Annotated in this window: 17 protein-coding genes; 9 read left to right on the top strand and 8 right to left on the bottom strand. The window is 68.9% G+C overall.

Features of this window, described 5'->3' with window-relative positions; genetic code table 11:
• The first annotated feature begins 6 nt into the window (after window positions 1–6).
• From LU699_RS13695 to LU699_RS13685, 3 genes are read left to right on the top strand one after another with little or no spacing between them, the layout of a single operon-like run.
• The gene (locus LU699_RS13695) at window positions 7–660 is read left to right on the top strand and encodes a YggS family pyridoxal phosphate-dependent enzyme (protein ID WP_232137374.1); all 654 of its coding nucleotides are present in this window, start codon (window positions 7–9) and stop codon (window positions 658–660) included.
• 56 nt (window positions 661–716) lie between these two features.
• Entirely contained in the window at window positions 717–1556 is an 840-nt protein-coding gene (proC, locus tag LU699_RS13690; protein WP_232137071.1) for a pyrroline-5-carboxylate reductase, read from the top strand.
• The gene (locus LU699_RS13685) at window positions 1549–2022 is read left to right on the top strand and encodes a DUF4426 domain-containing protein (RefSeq protein ID WP_232137072.1); all 474 of its coding nucleotides are present in this window, start codon (window positions 1549–1551) and stop codon (window positions 2020–2022) included. Before proC ends, LU699_RS13685 begins: the two co-directional genes overlap by 8 nt.
• Window positions 2023–2032: 10 nt before the next feature.
• Here the strand turns inward: LU699_RS13685 and LU699_RS13680 are convergent, their stop codons facing one another.
• From LU699_RS13680 to pdxH, 5 genes are all read right to left on the bottom strand, one after another.
• Window positions 2033–2353 carry a DMT family transporter gene (locus LU699_RS13680; RefSeq protein WP_232137073.1) on the bottom strand — a complete coding sequence of 107 codons (321 nt, stop codon included), beginning with the start codon at window positions 2351–2353 and terminating at the stop codon, window positions 2033–2035.
• On the bottom strand, window positions 2350–2718 hold the full coding sequence (locus tag LU699_RS13675; protein ID WP_232137074.1) for a DMT family transporter: 369 nt from the start codon (window positions 2716–2718) through the stop codon (window positions 2350–2352). The genes LU699_RS13680 and LU699_RS13675 overlap by 4 nt, the downstream gene beginning before the upstream one ends.
• The gene (locus LU699_RS13670; RefSeq protein ID WP_232137075.1) at window positions 2718–3335 is read right to left on the bottom strand and encodes an NAD(P)-dependent oxidoreductase; all 618 of its coding nucleotides are present in this window, start codon (window positions 3333–3335) and stop codon (window positions 2718–2720) included. Before LU699_RS13670 ends, LU699_RS13675 begins: the two co-directional genes overlap by 1 nt.
• Before the next feature lie 100 nt (window positions 3336–3435).
• A complete protein-coding gene (locus LU699_RS13665) occupies window positions 3436–4236 on the bottom strand; it encodes a cobalamin-binding protein (RefSeq protein ID WP_232137076.1) in 801 nt (266 codons plus the stop codon).
• Window positions 4233–4841 carry a pyridoxamine 5'-phosphate oxidase gene (gene pdxH, locus LU699_RS13660; protein WP_232137077.1) on the bottom strand — a complete coding sequence of 203 codons (609 nt, stop codon included), beginning with the start codon at window positions 4839–4841 and terminating at the stop codon, window positions 4233–4235. The genes LU699_RS13665 and pdxH overlap by 4 nt, the downstream gene beginning before the upstream one ends.
• A 76-nt stretch (window positions 4842–4917) precedes the next feature.
• Between pdxH and LU699_RS13655 the strand changes: the two genes are divergently transcribed.
• The 6 genes from LU699_RS13655 to hemE all read left to right on the top strand — a co-directional run bounded on the left by LU699_RS13655 (window position 4918) and on the right by hemE (window position 9447).
• Window positions 4918–5727, top strand: a complete 810-nt coding sequence (locus LU699_RS13655) for a kinase (protein WP_232580211.1) — start codon at window positions 4918–4920, stop codon at window positions 5725–5727.
• A gap of 69 nt (window positions 5728–5796) precedes the next feature.
• Window positions 5797–6114, top strand: coding sequence for a hypothetical protein (locus LU699_RS13650; RefSeq protein WP_232580210.1), 318 nt, complete (start codon window positions 5797–5799; stop codon window positions 6112–6114).
• 198 nt (window positions 6115–6312) lie between these two features.
• Window positions 6313–6906 carry a shikimate kinase gene (locus tag LU699_RS13645; RefSeq protein ID WP_232137081.1) on the top strand — a complete coding sequence of 198 codons (594 nt, stop codon included), beginning with the start codon at window positions 6313–6315 and terminating at the stop codon, window positions 6904–6906.
• A 52-nt stretch (window positions 6907–6958) separates the two neighbouring features.
• Window positions 6959–8053 carry a 3-dehydroquinate synthase gene (gene aroB / locus LU699_RS13640; protein WP_232137082.1) on the top strand — a complete coding sequence of 365 codons (1095 nt, stop codon included), beginning with the start codon at window positions 6959–6961 and terminating at the stop codon, window positions 8051–8053.
• A 26-nt stretch (window positions 8054–8079) separates the two neighbouring features.
• Entirely contained in the window at window positions 8080–8334 is a 255-nt protein-coding gene (locus LU699_RS13635; protein ID WP_232137083.1) for a WGR domain-containing protein, read from the top strand.
• 39 nt (window positions 8335–8373) lie between these two features.
• Window positions 8374–9447: a uroporphyrinogen decarboxylase gene (hemE, locus tag LU699_RS13630; RefSeq protein ID WP_232137084.1), complete on the top strand. Its 1074-nt coding sequence runs from the start codon at window positions 8374–8376 to the stop codon at window positions 9445–9447.
• A gap of 206 nt (window positions 9448–9653) precedes the next feature.
• Here the strand turns inward: hemE and LU699_RS13625 are convergent, their stop codons facing one another.
• From LU699_RS13625 to LU699_RS13615, 3 genes are read right to left on the bottom strand one after another with little or no spacing between them, the layout of a single operon-like run.
• Window positions 9654–10757 carry a toxic anion resistance protein gene (locus tag LU699_RS13625; protein WP_232137085.1) on the bottom strand — a complete coding sequence of 368 codons (1104 nt, stop codon included), beginning with the start codon at window positions 10755–10757 and terminating at the stop codon, window positions 9654–9656.
• A complete protein-coding gene (locus LU699_RS13620; protein ID WP_232137086.1) occupies window positions 10754–11497 on the bottom strand; it encodes a hypothetical protein in 744 nt (247 codons plus the stop codon). Before LU699_RS13620 ends, LU699_RS13625 begins: the two co-directional genes overlap by 4 nt.
• Entirely contained in the window at window positions 11497–16830 is a 5334-nt protein-coding gene (locus LU699_RS13615) for a DNA repair ATPase (RefSeq protein ID WP_232137087.1), read from the bottom strand. The genes LU699_RS13620 and LU699_RS13615 overlap by 1 nt, the downstream gene beginning before the upstream one ends.
• Window positions 16831–16868 lie beyond the last annotated feature (38 nt).

Raw genomic sequence — 16868 nt, 5'->3', positions numbered from 1 at the left:
GCCGTGATGTCGCGTCTCCACAACGCGGCCACCGCCGCCGTGCGGCCAGTACCGCCGCGTCTGCTGGCGGTCGGCAAACTGCATCCCGCCGATGCCATCGCCACGCTCGCCGCTGCGGGCCAGCGCGCGTTCGGCGAAAACTACGTGCAGGAGGCTGCGGGCAAGATCGAAGCGCTGGCCGGACTCGGGCTGGAATGGCATCTGATCGGCCACCTGCAGTCGAACAAGGCGAAGCAGGCCGCCGAGCTGTTCGACTGGGTGCAGACCGTCGACCGGATGAAACTGGTCCAGGCCCTGGCCACGCACCGCCCGGCCGCACGCGGTGCGCTGAACGTGCTGGTGCAGGTCAACATCGACGACGAGTCGAGCAAGCACGGCTGCGTACCGTCCGAAGTGCCGGCGCTGGTCGCCGCGATCCGCGCGGCGCCGTCGCTGCGATTGCGCGGGCTGATGGCGATTCCCGCGCCGCATGCTGAACCCGAACGGCGCCGCGATGCCTTCGCGCGCATGCGCCGGCTGTTCGACACCGCGGCCGGGCAGGACCCGGGCATCGACACGCTGTCGATGGGCATGAGCGACGACCTGGAACTCGCGATCAGCGAGGGCGCGACGATGGTGCGCGTCGGCTCGGCCCTGTTCGGCGCACGCCCCGCGCACTGACCGGAGCGGCGCGGGCGGTCGGCTACCATCGACACGTTCCCGACTGCGAAGCCGCCATGACCGACCGACACGACACTCCCGCCGCGCCCATCGTCTTCATCGGCGGCGGCAACATGGCACGCAGCCTGATCGGCGGCCTGGTTGCACGCGGCGGCGATGCCGCTTCGGTCCGCGTTGTCGATCCCAATGCCGACAGCCGCGACGCGCTGGCCAGCGACTTCGGCGTGCGCACATTCGAAAACGCGGCGGACGCCGTCGACGGCGCCGCGACCTGGGTGCTGGCGACCAAGCCGCAGGTACTGCGCGGGGTCTGCGAATCACTGGCCGACGTGGCGCAGGCCACGCAGCCGCTGGTGCTGTCGATCGCCGCCGGCATCACCGCGACCCAGCTCGATCGCTGGCTCGGCGGCGATGTGCCCGTGGTGCGCACGATGCCCAATACCCCTGCCCTGCTCGGCGCCGGCGTGACCGGCCTGTTCGCGAACGCACGTGTGGACGCGGCCGGACGCGACCGCGCGCAGGCGCTGCTGGAAAGCGCGGGCGAGACCGTGTGGATCGAAGACGAGGCGCGGATGGACGCGGTGACCGCGGTGTCGGGCAGCGGCCCGGCCTATATCTTCCTGCTCGCCGAGGCGATGGAAGAGGCCGCGATCGCGCAGGGCCTGCCGGCAAAAGACGCCCGCACCTTGGTGCTGCAGACCGTGCTGGGCGCGGCGCGCATGCTGGTCGAATCCGACGAGGCGCCGGCCGAACTGCGTCGTCGCGTCACGTCGCCCGGCGGTACCACCCAGGCGGCAATCGAGACTTTCGAAGCCGGCGGCCTGCGTACGCTGGTGGCGGACGCCATCGCCAATGCCGCACGGCGCGGCGGCGAACTGTCGGCCGCCAATGACTGAGATCGCGCGCGCGCTGTGCCTCGCCGGGCTCGCGTTGCTCGCGACCGCGTGCGGGCAGGCGCCGTCCGACGATGCGGGCGCGCCGACCGGCGCGCAGAACGCCGCGATGCCTGCGCAGACACTGCTCGGCGATGCCGAAGTGATGGCCAGCGTGGTGCCGGCCGCGCACATGGGCGCTGCGGTTGCGCGGCGCTATGCGATCGAGCCGGCGCGCGATCGGGCCCTGGTGCTGGTCAGCGTGCAGCGCGGCGATGTGTCGGTGCCGGTGCAGATCACCGGCGATGCGCGCGATCTGCGCGGCGTACGTCAGACGCTGGCGTTCGATTCGGTGGATCTCGACGGGCTGGTCGAACACGTGGCCGTCGCGCGCGTCAGCGGCCCGGACACGTTGCGTCTCGATCTGCAGATCACCGCCGAGGATGGCGCGCGCACCACACTGCGCTTCAACCGCGACATCCCGCGCTGATGGCGCGGGCTCAGCCGATCAGCTTGAGCCCGACCACCGCAGCCAACACCAGCGCGACGAAGAACAGCCGCAGCGGCCGCGCCGATTCGCCGTAGCGCAGGATGCCGACGACCACCGCGCCGACCGTGCCGATGCCGACCCACACAGCGTAGGCGATCGCGATCGACATGCCGCTCTTGAGACCCAGCGACAGCAGGCCGAAGCTCACGCCGAAACACAGGGCCAGTCGTGCATAGGCGAGCGCGCTCGGCCGTTGCTTGATCGCGTTCATCGCGACCACGCCAGCCACTTCCGCCAAGCCCGCCGCGAACACGAACAGCCAGCCGCTCATGGCGTTTTCTCCACTTCGGGCGCCGGCGCCAGCGGCGTCACCAGCTTCAGGCCGGCGACGCCGACGATCAGCAAGGCGATCAGGGCGATCTTCGCCGGCTGCACCGGCTCACCGAACCACACGGTCTCGGCGATCACCGACGCCGCCGCGCCGAGGCCGCAGAACACGGCATAGACCGAGCCAACCGGCAGGAAGCGGATCGCGCGCATCAGCAACGCGAAGTTCACTGCAATCGCGCCGATCGTCAGCGCCCAGCCGAGAGGCGTGGTCGCGGCCTTGAGCCCGACCACCCAGACCGTCTCGATCAGACCGCCGGCGAATACCAGCGCCCAGTAGCGGCCGGTACCGCGTCCCGCCGTCGCCATCAGTACGCCACGCTGAAACGCTCGCGCACGTGGGCAGGATGTTCGATCTCGTCGGCGAAGGCGATGGCGTAATCCTCCATCGAGACCGCGCTGTTGCCGTCCGCGTCGACCAGCAATGCATCGCCGCCGGTTCGGAATGTGCCGGTGCGCGTGCCGGGCTCGAACACCGCGCCGGGCGAGACGAACGTCCAGTCGATGTCGTCGGCGCCGCGCAGGGTGTCGAGGAAGCTGCGGCCCGCTCCGGCTTCGGCCTCGTAGATCTCCGGGAATTCCGGCGTGTCGATCAGCGCCACGCCCGGCGCGACTTCCAGACTGCCGGCGCCGCCGACGACCAGCAGGCGACGTACACCGGCCTGGCGCACGGCATCGAGCAGCACGTCGGCGGTCGGGCCGCCATCGAAGCGCGTCGCGCTGACCACGCCATCGTGGCCTTGGAGCAGCGGCGCGATGGCATCGGCGCGCGAGGCGTCGGCCGATTGCAGGGTCAGGCCGGCCTGGGCCTGGGTGTCCGAAGTGTTGCGGGCGATGCCGGTGACGCGATGGCCGCGCGCCAGCAGTTCGCTGGCGATACGCGAGCCCGCGCGTCCGGTGATGCCGAGAAGGGCGATGCGCTGCATGGGACTGCACCTGCGGTGTGGGGAGGCGCCATGCTAGGCGCGTCGCCCGGTGCGCGGGGCGACGATGGTGCAACCCACCGTTCCGGGAACCCGGCCGAGCTCAGCGCCGCGCGTGCGCCCAGGCTTGCACGATCTGCGCGATCGCAGCCACGCCGTCGGTCAGGGCCGCGGGGCCTGGCTGCAGGATCATTGGCGACTTGATCTCGTGCAGTTCGCCATCGCGCACCGCCGGAATCGCATCCCAGCCGGGCCGCGCGGCGACGCGCTCGGGGCGGAATTTCTTGCCGCACCAGGAACCGAGAATGATGTCCGGCGCGCGTTCGATCACCGGATCGCCGTTGGCGAGGATGCGCGCCTTGGCCAGCGGCTCGATCGACAGTTCCGGGAACACGTCGTCGCCGCCGGCGATGCGCACCAGTTCGGCGACCCAGCGGATGCCGGTGATGATCGGCTCGTCCCATTCCTCGAAATAGACGCGCGGACGCTGGGACAGACGCGCGCTTTCCGCCTCGATCGCGTCGAGTCCGCGTCGCAATCCGTCGGCATAGGCGTCGGCGCGCGCCGCGCAGCCGACCAGCGCGCCCAGCCGGCGCACGTAATCGACGATGCCGTCGACGCTGCGGTGATTGCTGATCCAGACCTCGACCCCGCGGCGCACCAGCTCGGCGGCAATGTCGGCCTGGATGTCGGAGAAGCCGACGACGAAATCCGGTTCGAGCTTGAGGATCTCGTCGATCTTCGCGCTGGTAAACGCACTGACCTTGGGCTTCTCCTTGCGTGCCCGCGGCGGACGCACGGTGAAGCCGCTGATGCCGACGATGCGGTCCTGCTCACCGAGCGCGTAGAGGACTTCGGTCGGCTCCTCGGTCAGGCAGACGATGCGGCGCGGGCCGCTCGTCACGGATACAGCATCCGCTTGCGGCAATCACCGGCGCAGTCGCATTCGTAGAGCCAGCGCTCGTGCAGGCGGTACTGCGCGCCGTACCAGAACTCGACGCGATCCGGACGCACGCGCAGACCCGACCAGCGCTGCGGACGCGGCACGTCGCGGCCTTCGAACTCTCGTTCGAGATCGGCCAGGCGTTGCTCGAAGGTCCCGCGCGTATCGAGCACCTCGGACTGCTTCGACGCCCATGCGCCCAGCTGGCTGCCGCGCGGGCGCGAGGCGAAATACGCATCGGCCTCGTCGTCGGCGACGATCACCACCGGCCCTTCGATCCGCACCTGCACGCCCTTGCGCACACGCGGCCAGTGGAACAGCAGCGCGGCGTGCGGGTTCTCCTGCAACTCGCGGCCCTTGCGGCCATCGAGATGCGTGTAGAACACGAAGCCTCGTTCGTCCCATGCCTTCAGCAGCACGGTGCGCGCCGAGGGCCGGCCGTCGAGCGCGGCGGTGGCGACGGTCATCGCGGTGCGATCGGGTTCGCCCGCGGCCTGCGCCTCGTCGAACAAGGTGGCGAAGGTGTCGAGGGCTTCGGACAGCAGGGTTGTGGTGGCAGTGCTCATGCCTTGATGATCGCCGCTGGAGCACTGCGATGTCGAACCGCGGCGCAGCACGCGCGGGCCGCGCTATCGTGCCCCGATGCACGCCACATCGCCCTCGCCCTGGCCCGACAGCCTCGTCGACACCCTGCTCACCGGCCTGCAGCCATACAGCGCCCCGCGCGTGCTGGGCATCAGCGGCCTGCAGGGCACCGGCAAATCCACCCTCGCCACGCAGGTCGTCCGCGCCGCCGACGCACGTGGCCTGCGCGCCGCCGTGCTCTCGCTCGACGACCTCTATCTGGATCGCGACGCCCGCCAAGCGCTTGCCCGCGACGTGCACCCGCTGCTCGCGACCCGCGGCCCGCCCGGCACCCACGAAGTCGCGCTGGGACTTGCCGCATTCGACGCCGTGCGCGCCGGCACACCGATCCGCCTGCCGCGCTTCGACAAACTCGGCGACCGCCGCCTGCCGGAAGCCGCCTGGCCGACGGTCCACGGTCTCGACCTGCTGCTGTTTGAAGGCTGGTGCGTCGGCACCCCGGCCGAACCCGCAGCGGTGCTGGTCGAGCCGGTGAATGCTCTGGAACGCGACGAAGACCCCGCCGGCACCTGGCGCCGCTGGTGCAACGCCGCCCTCGCCCGCGACTACCCCGCGCTGTGGGCCGGCCTCGACCGCCTGCTGTTCCTGCAACCGCCCGGCTTCGACGTGGTCTTCGACTGGCGCCTGCAGCAGGAGCAGACGCTGCAGGCGGCCGAGCCGGGGCGTGGTGGCATGGACGCGGCCGGCGTTGCCCGGTTCGTGCAGCACTACGAGCGGGTGAGCCGGCAGGCGTTGCGGACGTTGCCGGACCTGGCGGATGTGGTGGTGACGCTCGATGCCGAGCGGGAAATTGTTGCGGCGGTGTGAGCCTGCGACTGGCTCGCGTTCTGGCACGGACACTGTCTCCGCAACTGCGGATGTGCCGTTGCGCCTGCTGTGGCTGTGACTGCGGCTGTTTCGGCCGTTGCCGTTGCCGATGCCGATGCCGATGCCGATGACGTTGCCGTTGCCGTTGCCGTTGCCGTTGCCGTTTCCAGTTCTAAAACGTCGTCGTGCTCTCGCAAACCCGAAGGGCGCCGCCCATGGATGGGCGGCGTTTTCCGACCGAGGCAGGATGCCGAGTCGGAAAATCCCTGTGCACGACAAGCCGCGGGCTTCGGACGTGTCGGGGAGACGTTTTTCTTTGGTTCCGTTTCTTTTGGCGTCAACCAAAAAGAAATGAACTCGGCCGCGTCAGCGGACGAAAGCAGTTGATCTTGGTCTTACGCCTGCCGCGAGAAGCAACCTCAAACGCTTCCACTCATCTTGCGGGAGCGGGTTGATTTCTTCTGCTGGCCCCACGCACGCAGTGCGAACGGCAAAGCCGGCTCCGCAGGGGCGAGCATCGATGCGTACACAACGCTTGCGCCTGCAACGTTCGGCGCCTCCCGCCCCCACTGCTAGCATGCAGCCATGCACCCCGCCCCCAACCTCGTGCTCGTCGGTCCGATGGGCGCCGGCAAGTCCTCGATCGGCCGTCGCCTCGCGGCGCGGTTCGGCGTGGTCTTCGTCGATGTCGACCACGAGATCGAAGTGCGCACGGGTGCGCGGATCGCGACGATCTTCGAGTGCGAAGGCGAAGCCGGCTTCCGCGCGCGCGAGCGGGCGACGCTGGTCGAGATCCTCGCCGGAAGTGGCCAGGTGATCGCCACCGGCGGCGGCGCGGTGCTTGATCCCCATAACCGCGCCCTGCTGAGGTCGCGCGGCTTCGTCGTGCACATGCATGCCGACGTCGACGCCCAGCTTGCACGGCTGGCGCGCGATCGGACGCGGCCACTGCTCGCGGGCGACGACCGCACGGAGGTCCTGCAGCGCCTCGCCGTCGAACGCGCGCCGCTGTACGCCGACGCCGCGCACCTGCGCTTCGACACCGGGCCGCACGCCTGCAACGAGGCCGCCGCCCAGCTCGGCCATCTGGTCGAAGCGCACTGGCGTCCACCGGCGGGCAGCATCGAAACGACCATTTCCGACGCCGCCGCCGACGTGGCGTCGACACACGCATCATGAGCCGCGTCGCACACGTCGCACCGGCTCTGGCCACCACCTGTATCCGGATCGCATGACCACCAGTGCCCGAGAGGTCGCCGTCGCCGGCGACACGCCCTACACCATCCACATCGGCCCATCCCTGCTCGACGACGGCGCGCTGCTGGCGCGCAGCGTGCGCGGACGCGACGCGATGCTGGTCAGCGATGCGCACGTCGCGCCGCTGTATGCCGATCGCGTGACCGCCGCGCTGCAGGCCGCGCGACCGGACCTGCGGATCCACCGGCACGTGCTGCCGCCGGGCGAAGCTGCAAAGACGCTCGCGCATTTCGCCGAAGTCACCACCGCACTCGCCGATGCGCGCATGCGCCGTGACGCGACGCTGTTCGCGCTCGGTGGCGGCGTGATCGGCGATCTCGCCGGTTTCGCCGCGGCCTGCTGGATGCGCGGCATCGATTGCGTGCAGCTGCCGACCACGCTGCTGGCGATGGTGGATTCGTCGGTCGGTGGCAAGACCGCGGTCGATCTGCCGCAGGGCAAGAATCTCGTTGGCGCCTTCCACCCGCCGCGCGCGGTGATCGCCGACACCGGCGCGCTGCGCACGCTGCCGGCCCGCGAACTGCGCGCCGGTCTGGCCGAGGTAGTGAAGTACGGCGCGCTCGGCGATGCGGACTTCCTCGACTGGCTCGACGACCACGCCGATGCGCTGCTCGCGATGGACGACGCGGCGCTGGCCGAAGCCATCGCACGCAGTTGCGCGCACAAGGCGGCGATCGTTGCGCGCGATCCCTTCGAACATGGCGAGCGCGCCCTGCTCAATCTGGGCCACACCTTCGGTCATGCGATCGAGACCGAGCAGGGCTATGGCGGCCTCAACCACGGCGAGGCAGTCGCGGTCGGGATGGTGCTCGCAGCGCGCTTGTCGGAAGCGCTGGGCCTGGCGCCGGCAGCGGACACGCAGCGCCTGCGCGATCTGCTGGTGCGCCTGCAGTTGCCGGTCTCCGTGCCCGCCGGACTGGATCCGGAGCGCCTGCTCGCGCACATGCGCCTGGACAAGAAGGCAGTGGCTGGCGGCCTGCGCTTCATCGTCTGGCGTGGCGCCGGGCGCGCGGAAGTATTGAGCGACGTGCCGGAATCGTCCGTTCTATCGGTCCTGCAAGAGGCCTGAACACGGCACGCCGTACAATCGGCGCCATGCGCCTGTTCCTGCAGCAGCACCCCGACGGCCACGAATCTCCACGATTCGTGCAGCTGACCCTGCAGCCCGATCTGCTGGGCGGCTGGGTGCTGTTGCGCGAGACCGGCCACGTCGGCGGCCGCAGCACCTTGCGGCGCGACCAGTTCCTCGACCAGCCCAGCGCGATCAAGGCGCTCGAAGCCGCGCGCGATGCGCAGCTCAAGCGCGGCTTCCAGTTGATGTTCGCGCGCGGCAGCGACGCGCCGGCCTGACCGCGCGACCACCGCCTCCACCAGGAAATTCCAGTCCCGATGTCTGCCGTCCTGAAGAACGACCGCTTCCTCCGCGCCCTCCGCCGTGAACCCGTCGACCGTACGCCAGTCTGGCTGATGCGCCAGGCGGGTCGCTATCTGCCGGAGTACCGCGCATCGCGCAAGGCCGCCGGCAGTTTCCTGGCGATGGCAAAGAATCCCGATCTCGCCTGCGAGGTCACGCTGCAGCCGCTGGCACGCTTCGATCTCGATGCGGCGATCCTGTTCTCCGACATTCTGACCATTCCCGATGCGATGGGGCTGGACCTGTACTTCGTCGAAGGCGAAGGCCCCAAGTTCCGCCACCCGGTGCGTGACGCGGCCAGCATCGCGAAGCTCGGCGTGCCGGACATGGAAACCGACCTGCGCTACGTCATGGACGCGGTGCGCGTGATCCGCCGCGAACTCGACGGCCGCGTGCCGCTGATCGGTTTTTCCGGCAGCCCGTGGACCCTGGCCTGCTACATGGTCGAAGGCGGCGGCAGCAAGGATTTCGCCCGCATCAAGGCGATGGCGCTCAACGATCCCAAGGCGCTGCACGCGCTGCTGTCGGTCAACACCGATGCGGTGATCGCCTATCTCGCTGCGCAGCGCGCGGCCGGCGCGCAGGCGCTGCAGGTGTTCGACACCTGGGGCGGCGTGCTGTCACCGGCGATGTACCGCGAATTCTCGCTGCCGTACCTGACCCGCATCGCGCAGGAACTGCAGCGCGGCGACGGCGCCGAGCGCACCCCGCTGATCCTGTTCGGCAAGGGCAACGCCGCGTATCTCGACGAGCTTTCTCGCTCGGGCGCCGAAGGTGTCGGCGTCGACTGGCTGATCGAACTCGGCGACGCCGCGCGTCGCACGGAAGGCCGCGTCGCCTTGCAGGGCAACCTCGACCCGACGACGCTGTACGGCGCGCCCGATGCGATCCGCGCCCAGGTCCGCCACGCACTCGACAGCTACCGCGACGGCAACAACGGCTCGCGCGACGGCCACATCTTCAACCTCGGCCACGGCATGTCGCCGGACATGAATCCCGACCACGTCGGCGTGCTGGTCGACGAAGTGCACGCGTACAGCGCGCGCTGAATATTGAAGCCCTCCCCCCTCGCGGGGGAGGGTTTCGTGGGGACAAACCTTCAGCCGCCCCAGTCTTCGAACCCAGCAGTAGTCACCGCCAAGATTCAAGGCAACCCGAGATCGGAATGCTGCCCCCATCCCGGCCTTCCCCCCGCCGAGCGGGTGAAGGTGCAGATCTCGGATGCTTCCGGTTTCCGCTTCACCCGGCCGACGCCTCAGACCCCTTCCGTCGGTGCCGCCAACCGCTTCTGCACGTCGTCGCGCAGGCGCGCGAGTTCGCCTTCGGCTTCGCGGCGCTGCTGCATGCCGTCGCGATGGATGCTGCGCACTTCCTCGACCGTCTGGATCAGCTGCTCGTGCACGTGGCGCAGCGTGCCGATGTCGATGACGGCACGCTGGTTGGCCTTCGCGGTCTCGACCGAGGTCTGACGCAGCAGGTCGGCATTGCTGCGCATCAGCTCGTTGGTCGCGTCGTCGATCGCATTCGACAGCTCCACCGCGTTCTTCTGCTCGCCCAGCGAGAGCTGGATCGCGAACTGCCGCTTCCACGACGGAATGGTGATGTTGCGGACGGTGTTGAACTTCTCGACCAGCTGGATCGCATTGGCCTGGATCAGGCGGATCATCGGCAGCGACTGGTCGGCAGCGTGCTGCATCACCAGCAGGTCGCCGACGCGCTTGTCGAGCAGACGCACAGCATTCTCGATCTCCGCACGGCGTGTGCGCGACTGCGGATCCTCCGCGCCAGCCAGCGTCGCCTGTTCGGCGGCCAGGCTCGCCAGCCGCTCGCGGCCTGCGATCACGTGCACGCCCAGCGCGCGGCGCTCGTCGAGCACCACGCCGTGCATGCGGTCGAAGTCGGTGATGCGGCGCGTCAGCAGATCCTGCTGGCGGCCGACATCGCCCATCAGCCGTTCGATCTGCTGGTTGGTGTTGCTGAATTTCTGCACCAGCTCGTCGCGGCCGGACCGCATCTTGTCGATCAGGCGTCCGAGCACCGGCACCTTGGAGCGGCCGGCGAAGCTGCCGAGATCGAGCGAGCGCGCGATCCGCACGACTTCGCCCAGCTTGTCACCGGTCGCGTCGAGATCGCTGTTGCGCACCTGGTCGAGCAGCTGACTGGAGAACGCGGCGGTCTTGCTCGCGGCGTCACGACCGAACACGTGCAGGTTGCCGGGGGTGATGTCCGCGAGGCTGCGGCCGACGACCTCGATGTCGGCGCGGTCGGCGGGCACCAGGCCCAGCGACTGCAGCGCGGCATCGTCGGTCACCGGCGTCGCCGACGGCACGTGCGTGGGATAGGCGGTGTCCTGGGTCATGCGTCGGTCTCCTTGGGCCTGTCGGCGCGATCGGGCGCGCGTCGGGCGAGTGTAGCGGTCATGGCGTCGAGTTCATGGGCGACATCGGCCTCGATGTCGGCGGCGGTCACTGCATGTGCGGCGCCCTGCGCGGTGCGTTCGCCGACGGCGCGTTGCCGCCACAGCGGCAGCAGCACATCGCGGACGTTGCGGTAGTGCGCGAGCACGGCTTCGTGCTGCTCGGCGATCAGCTGCAGTTGCTGCGCAGACAACGCATGCGTGGCGCGCACGGTGTCGAGGTGCTGCGCGCGGCGCAGCCGCAGATCCTGATGGACCTCGTCCTCGGCACTGCCGGCGCGCAGTGCAGCCGCGGCCCGGTCCAGCCGGTCGAGTGCAGGTGCAGATGCCGCGAGACGCGCGCGATGCGCCGCGATGTCGGCGCGCAGCGCGGCGGCGGCGCGATCGGCGTCGATCAGCAGCACGCCCATGCGCGCACCGAGTGCTTCCGCATCGTGTTGCTCGATGACATCGCGACCGGTCAGGCACGCGAACAGACCGGCACGCGGCCGGCCACGCGACGGAAGCGCGGCGCGCATGGCGATGTGCAGATCACGCAACCGCGCGACGAGCGCGGCTGCAGGCGCGGCGTCGAGGGTGTCCGCGACATCGATGGCGGCCAGTTCGGCAATGGCTGCATCGCCATAGGCCGTGATGCCGGGCGCATCGGCGGGCACCGCGTCGATGTCGTCGCCGGTCGCCATCAGGTCTGCGCGTCCGGGTCGGAGTCGGCCGCGCCCAGACGATCGAGCGCGGCATCGAGACGCCGCTCGGCAGGGGTGCGTTCGCGGCGGCGCGCGGGCGTGCTGCTGTCGAGCGTCGTGCCGCGTGTGCGCAGCCACTGCGCCAGTTCCGCGAGCGCGGCATTGAGCGCGGCCTGGCCGGCGACCGACTGGCCGAGCTGCGCGAGCAGCGGACCCGCCGTTTCGCGCAGCACCGTCTGCAGCTCGCCTGCAACCGCCTTGGCGGTGTCGTCGGGCTCAACCGCCGGCGCCGCCTCGACAGGCGTCGGTGCAGCCGGTGCGCGCAGCTCGTGCAGCGCGGCCAGCAACTGGTCCCACGGCGCAGGCGCGACTGGCGCCTCGCTGCCCTGCCCCATGACCTGCAGGCCTGCGGCGATGTCGGCCAGCTGCGCGACGACACGTGCGCCGGTGTCGGCATCCTCGCCGCCCATCGCCTTGTCGCGCATGAAGTCGCGCTTGATCTGGGTCCAACGCGCGGCGGCTGTCTCGTCGAGCTTGCCGCGCAACTCGGCCAGCTTGAGCAGGTTCTCTTCGGCGCCGGTGGTCAGCAGTTGCGACTCGCCCATGTAATGGTCGTCGAGCAGCTGTTCGAGCTCCGCGGCATTCATCACCGGCGAGATCTTCTCGGCCAGCTTGTTCATGTTGCGGTAGCTGCCCTGCAGCCGGAACGCCGGCTCCGTGCGGTAGCGGTCGGCCTGCGCGGCGCTGGCGATGTACTGCTGGTTGACGCGATAGACGATCTCGCTGACCTGCAGCAGACGCTGCAGCGTCGCGGTGAGTTCGTTGACCTCGGCGCCGCTGTAGGCGTGCGACAGGTCGTTGGTCGAGACGTCCTTGCCGGTGGCGCGCTCGGCCAGCAGATAGAGATCCGCCATGTCGCGCGTCGCCAGCGGTGCGAGCACCGGATTGGAGGTCAGGCTGTTCTCGATGTAGCTGAGCTTGAATGAGTCCTCCATGCCGCCGAGCACGTCACCGAGGTTGTAGATGTCGGCACGGTTGGCGAGCATGTCCGGAATCTTGAACACCTCGCCGGACTCGGTATACGGGTTGCCGGCCATGACCACGCAGAATTTCCTGCCGCGCATGTCGTAGGTCTTGGTGCGGCCTTTCCACACACCTTCGATGCGGCGCGTGCCGTCGCACAGCGAGATGAACTTCTGCAGGAACTCGGGATGCGTATGCTGGATGTCGTCGACATACAGCATCGTGTTGCTGCCCATCTCCAGCGCGAGGTTGAGCTTCTCCAGCTCCTGGCGCGATGTCGCGTCGGGTGCCTGCGCCGGATCGATCGAGCGCACCTCGTGTCCCAGCGCCGGGCCGTTGATCTTCATGAAGACCAGGCCGAGCCGGCTGGCGACGTATTCCATCAGTGTCGTCTTGCCGTAGCCGGGCGGCGAAATCAGCATCAGCAGGCCCATCAGGTCGCTGCGCTTGTTCTCGCCGACCGTGCCCATCTGCTTGGCGAGGTTGTCGCCGATCAGCGGCAGGTAGACCTCGTTGATCAGCTTGTTGCGGACGAACGAGGTCAGCGGCCGCGCCTTGAACTCCGACAGGCGCAATGCGTCGCGCTCGCGCGCCGCGATGCGCTGGCGCACCGTCTGATAGCGGTGGAACGCCGGCACGAATGCCAGCCGATGCGCGTCGAAACGCTGCAGGAAGCCGTCGAGCGACAGCCGTAGACGGCCTTCGTGCACGCGCGGGTGCTCGCCGAGCAGACCGTCGACATCGGTGATCAGCGTGACCTCGCGCACTGCGTGCGGCAGCGTGTCGGCGGCGAGCAGCAGCACGATGGCTTCGGGCACGTATCCGGCGAGCGCGGCGTGCGTTTCGCTGGCACCGAGCGCGCCCAGCCACTGCGCGGCCAGCGACCAGCGCTGCGCAAGCGGTGCCGCCGTATCGGAGAGCGCGCGATCGACATCGGCAGTGAGACCGGCGCTGTCGAGCGCCTTGCGCAGCGCCTCGCGCAGATCACGCGCGTAATGGCTGATGCCGAACGTCGGCGCGCCCTCGCGCAGTTCCTCGAACAGGTAATCAGCCGCGACCGGCGCAAGCGTGATGTCGAACGGCAATGCCTCCGCTTCGACAAACGCCCGGAGCGCATCGGCGATCTCGACGCGCAACGCATCGACGCCGGCATCCGACGCGAAGAGCTGGCGGATCGCACGCGCCCCGGCGCTGCGCTCGGGCCAATGGTCGGCGGCGGTCCCGTCGCGGCCGAAGGCCCAGAACGCCATCGCCAGTGCACGCGCGGCCGGCTGCTTGGCCAGTGGGCCCGCCTGCCCATGCAGCGGCAGCAATGCGCGCAGGATCAGCGCGGCGTCGTGGTCGTGGATGCCTTTCTCGTAGCCTTCGCGATATCGCGGCGCAGCGAATGCGCGCACGCTGCGCTCCAGTGCATCGGGCTCGGGCAGTTCGCGCTGCAGCCGGTCGAGATCGAGACCCTCTCGACCTTCGATCGCGGCCTGCAGGACCAGACCGGCGAGGTATTCGGCGCGGGCGATGTCCGGCGATTCGGAATCGAGTGTCACCTGCCAGTACGCGCGCAGTGCTTCGAGTTCCGGATCTTCGATCGGCGCGTAGAAATCGGTGCCGGTCAGGTGAATCGACAGGCCGTCGCCGCGCGGCAGGATCGTCAGGTCCAGCGGCTGCGTGTTCACGCTGAAACGATGCCGCGGCCCGAGACGGATCACCTGGCCGCCGCCCTCGAACAGATCGCTGCGGTCGCGCAGGCTGCGCACCGACTGGTCGCGTACGGCCTTCAGGCGCGCTTCGACGTCGTCTGCCTTGACCGTATCGCGATAGTCGCGCAGACGCGTGGCGAGCTCGCGCAGCTTGAGGATCAGTGGATCGCCAGCGAAGAAGGCATTGAGTTCGTCGGCTGTTTCGAAGCGCTCGGTGCGCCGCGGCAGGCCGTCAAGGATGCGCGCGGCGGCGTCGAACACGGCCTGCGCCTTGCGCTGGCGCGCATCGAGCAGCGACTGCTTGTGTGATTCGAAGGTCTCCAGCAGTTCCTCACGCTTGGCGAGGATGTCGCCGAGAAACTGTTCGTGCTCGCCGAACTGGCTCTCCAGTTCCTCGAGCTGGACCATCAGCCGCGACAGTTGCTCGTCGGCACGTTCGGGATCGGTGGCCAGCGACAGCGCGCCGGCAATCGCCTGGCCGAACAGTGCGAACTGCGCACCGAACTGGGCGACGGCCTCGGCCGAGCCAAGCGTGCGGCGGCGCTGGTCGGCGCGTGTGCGGGCTTGGTTGAGCCGCGCGTACAGGCCGGAGATCGCATCGACGACCCGCGTACGCTCGGTCGCGTCATCGACCTTCAGCGTCGCCATCAGTTCCGACAGCATGTCGAGATCGCCGGACAGCGCCTGCATCTCGCCGATCGAGGTGGCCAACACCTTTGCGGTGGTCGCGGCCTGCGCTTCGGTATCCAGCACCTTCAGACGTTCGGACACCGGCTGCAGCGCACGTTCGCCTGCGAGGAAGGTACCGGTCGCCGCGCCCACGGTGTCCTGCGCGGCCTGCAGCGCCTCGCCCATTGCGTCGATGGCGGCGGTGTCGACGTAGCGAAGCTCGCGGATCGTCAGCAGATGACCGCGCTGCTTCGAAATCTCGTTCAGTGCCTCGACGAACTCTTCGATGCGGTTCCAGCTCTCCGGCTGCAGCCTGCCCAGCAAGGCGCGATGCGCGGTTTCGGCCTCGCGCATCGCTGCATCGGACTGGCGGCGGATGCCTTCGACCTTCTCGTATTCGTCGAGCACCGATTCGCCGGTCGCGGCGATCTCGTGCAGCAGTGCGCCCGCGCCTTCACTGTCGGTATCTTCCAGCCAGTGATGGGCGTCGAACATGCGGCGGGTGTCATGCACCAGCAACTGGTAACGCTGCAAGGACACATCGCGGCCATCGATCGTGCGCGCGAGATCGAGCAGGTTGGAAATGCCGCGCACCAGCTCCGGATTGCCGATCCGCCCCATGAAACTGTTGCCCATCGGCACATGCGCGGCGAACTCGTCGCTGGTGAACGGCGTCTGCCAGACCTGCATCGGATGCACGCGCGTGGGCGCATCACCCTCGGCATGGAACAGCACCATGCGGCCGTCGTGCAGCAGCGCATAGCCGTGTCCGAACACCGGATTCTGCAGTGCGCGCTGGATGGTGTTGTAGACGAACAGGGCCGACCGTCCCGCCGCACGGTCGTAGAAGATGTACATCACGTCTTCGCCGTTCGGCGAGCGGATCGCGCGCTTGAACTGCATGCCGTCCATCTGCGCATCGAATGCGCGATGGTCGCCGTTCTGCAGGTAATAGCCGCCGGGAAAGATGATGCCGTGATCTTCGGGCAGCTGGACGCAGGCCTGCACGATGGCGTCGTTGCGGACGATCTTCCCGGTGAAGGTGTTGTAGATCAGCCCGCGCCACTGCTGCTCGCGGTAAGGCAGCACCTTCAGCAGGATCAGCGTGCCGACCCTCGCGAAATCGAAGGTCGCATCGTCGATCGACTGGGTGCGATCGTCGACCGGCTCGCTGTAGATGCCGGCGCCGGTCTCGGTGTTGTTCTCGACCTTGACGGTCAGATCGCCGCCAGTGGTCTCGACGAACAGCGTGTCGAGGATGTCCAGATGCGGATGGCGGCCATCGACCGCGAGTTCGCGAGTGGCGCGGGTCCATTCGAAATCGAACGGCGGCGGCAGCGCGATGTCGCGCTCGCCGCGGGAATCGAGATAGGTGAGTTCGCCGGTGTTGGTGATCGACCAGCGGAACACGCGCACGTCGGTGCTGCGCTCGCCGATCTGGAACGCGGCCAGCAGCCGGCCCTCGCGGACGATGAGCTGCAGCAGGCGCGCGTGCTTGTAGTAGGCGTAGAGCTCGGTGAAATCGTGTACGAAACCGGGCTGCGCCAGGAACGTGCCTGCATGGTCGACCGGCACCACGTCGTAGCCGCCGTCGGCCTCGACCAGGCGATAGAGCCCGAACACATCTTCGATGCGGGTCTTGCTCTTGAGCCCGATGTAGACGTTGTAGCCGAACAGCACCTGGTCGCCGGGAATCTGCACGATGTCGCGGCCGACGCAGTTGTTCTCGCTGCGGATGCGGAAGCGTCCGATCACCTCCATGCGGCTGTCGCCGAACTCGGCGAGGCGACGCGTGTTGAGCGATTCGGCGAGCGTGCGCAGGCGTGTGCCCTGCTCGACCAGACGCCGGCGCAGCACCTCGTAGGCACCGCCGCGGGCGACGGCCTGGTCGATATGGGCGTCTTCTGGGGACGCCATGGTGGCGTCCTGGGTCTGTTCGGTCATCGGCTCACGATCCGGGCTGGCGCGGCCACGTGATCAAC

It is taken from the genome of Luteimonas fraxinea (assembly GCF_021233355.1).
Lineage (GTDB): Bacteria > Pseudomonadota > Gammaproteobacteria > Xanthomonadales > Xanthomonadaceae > Luteimonas > Luteimonas fraxinea.
Note: the sequence above shows the minus strand (reverse complement) of the source record. Positions and strands in the feature narration are given on the sequence as shown.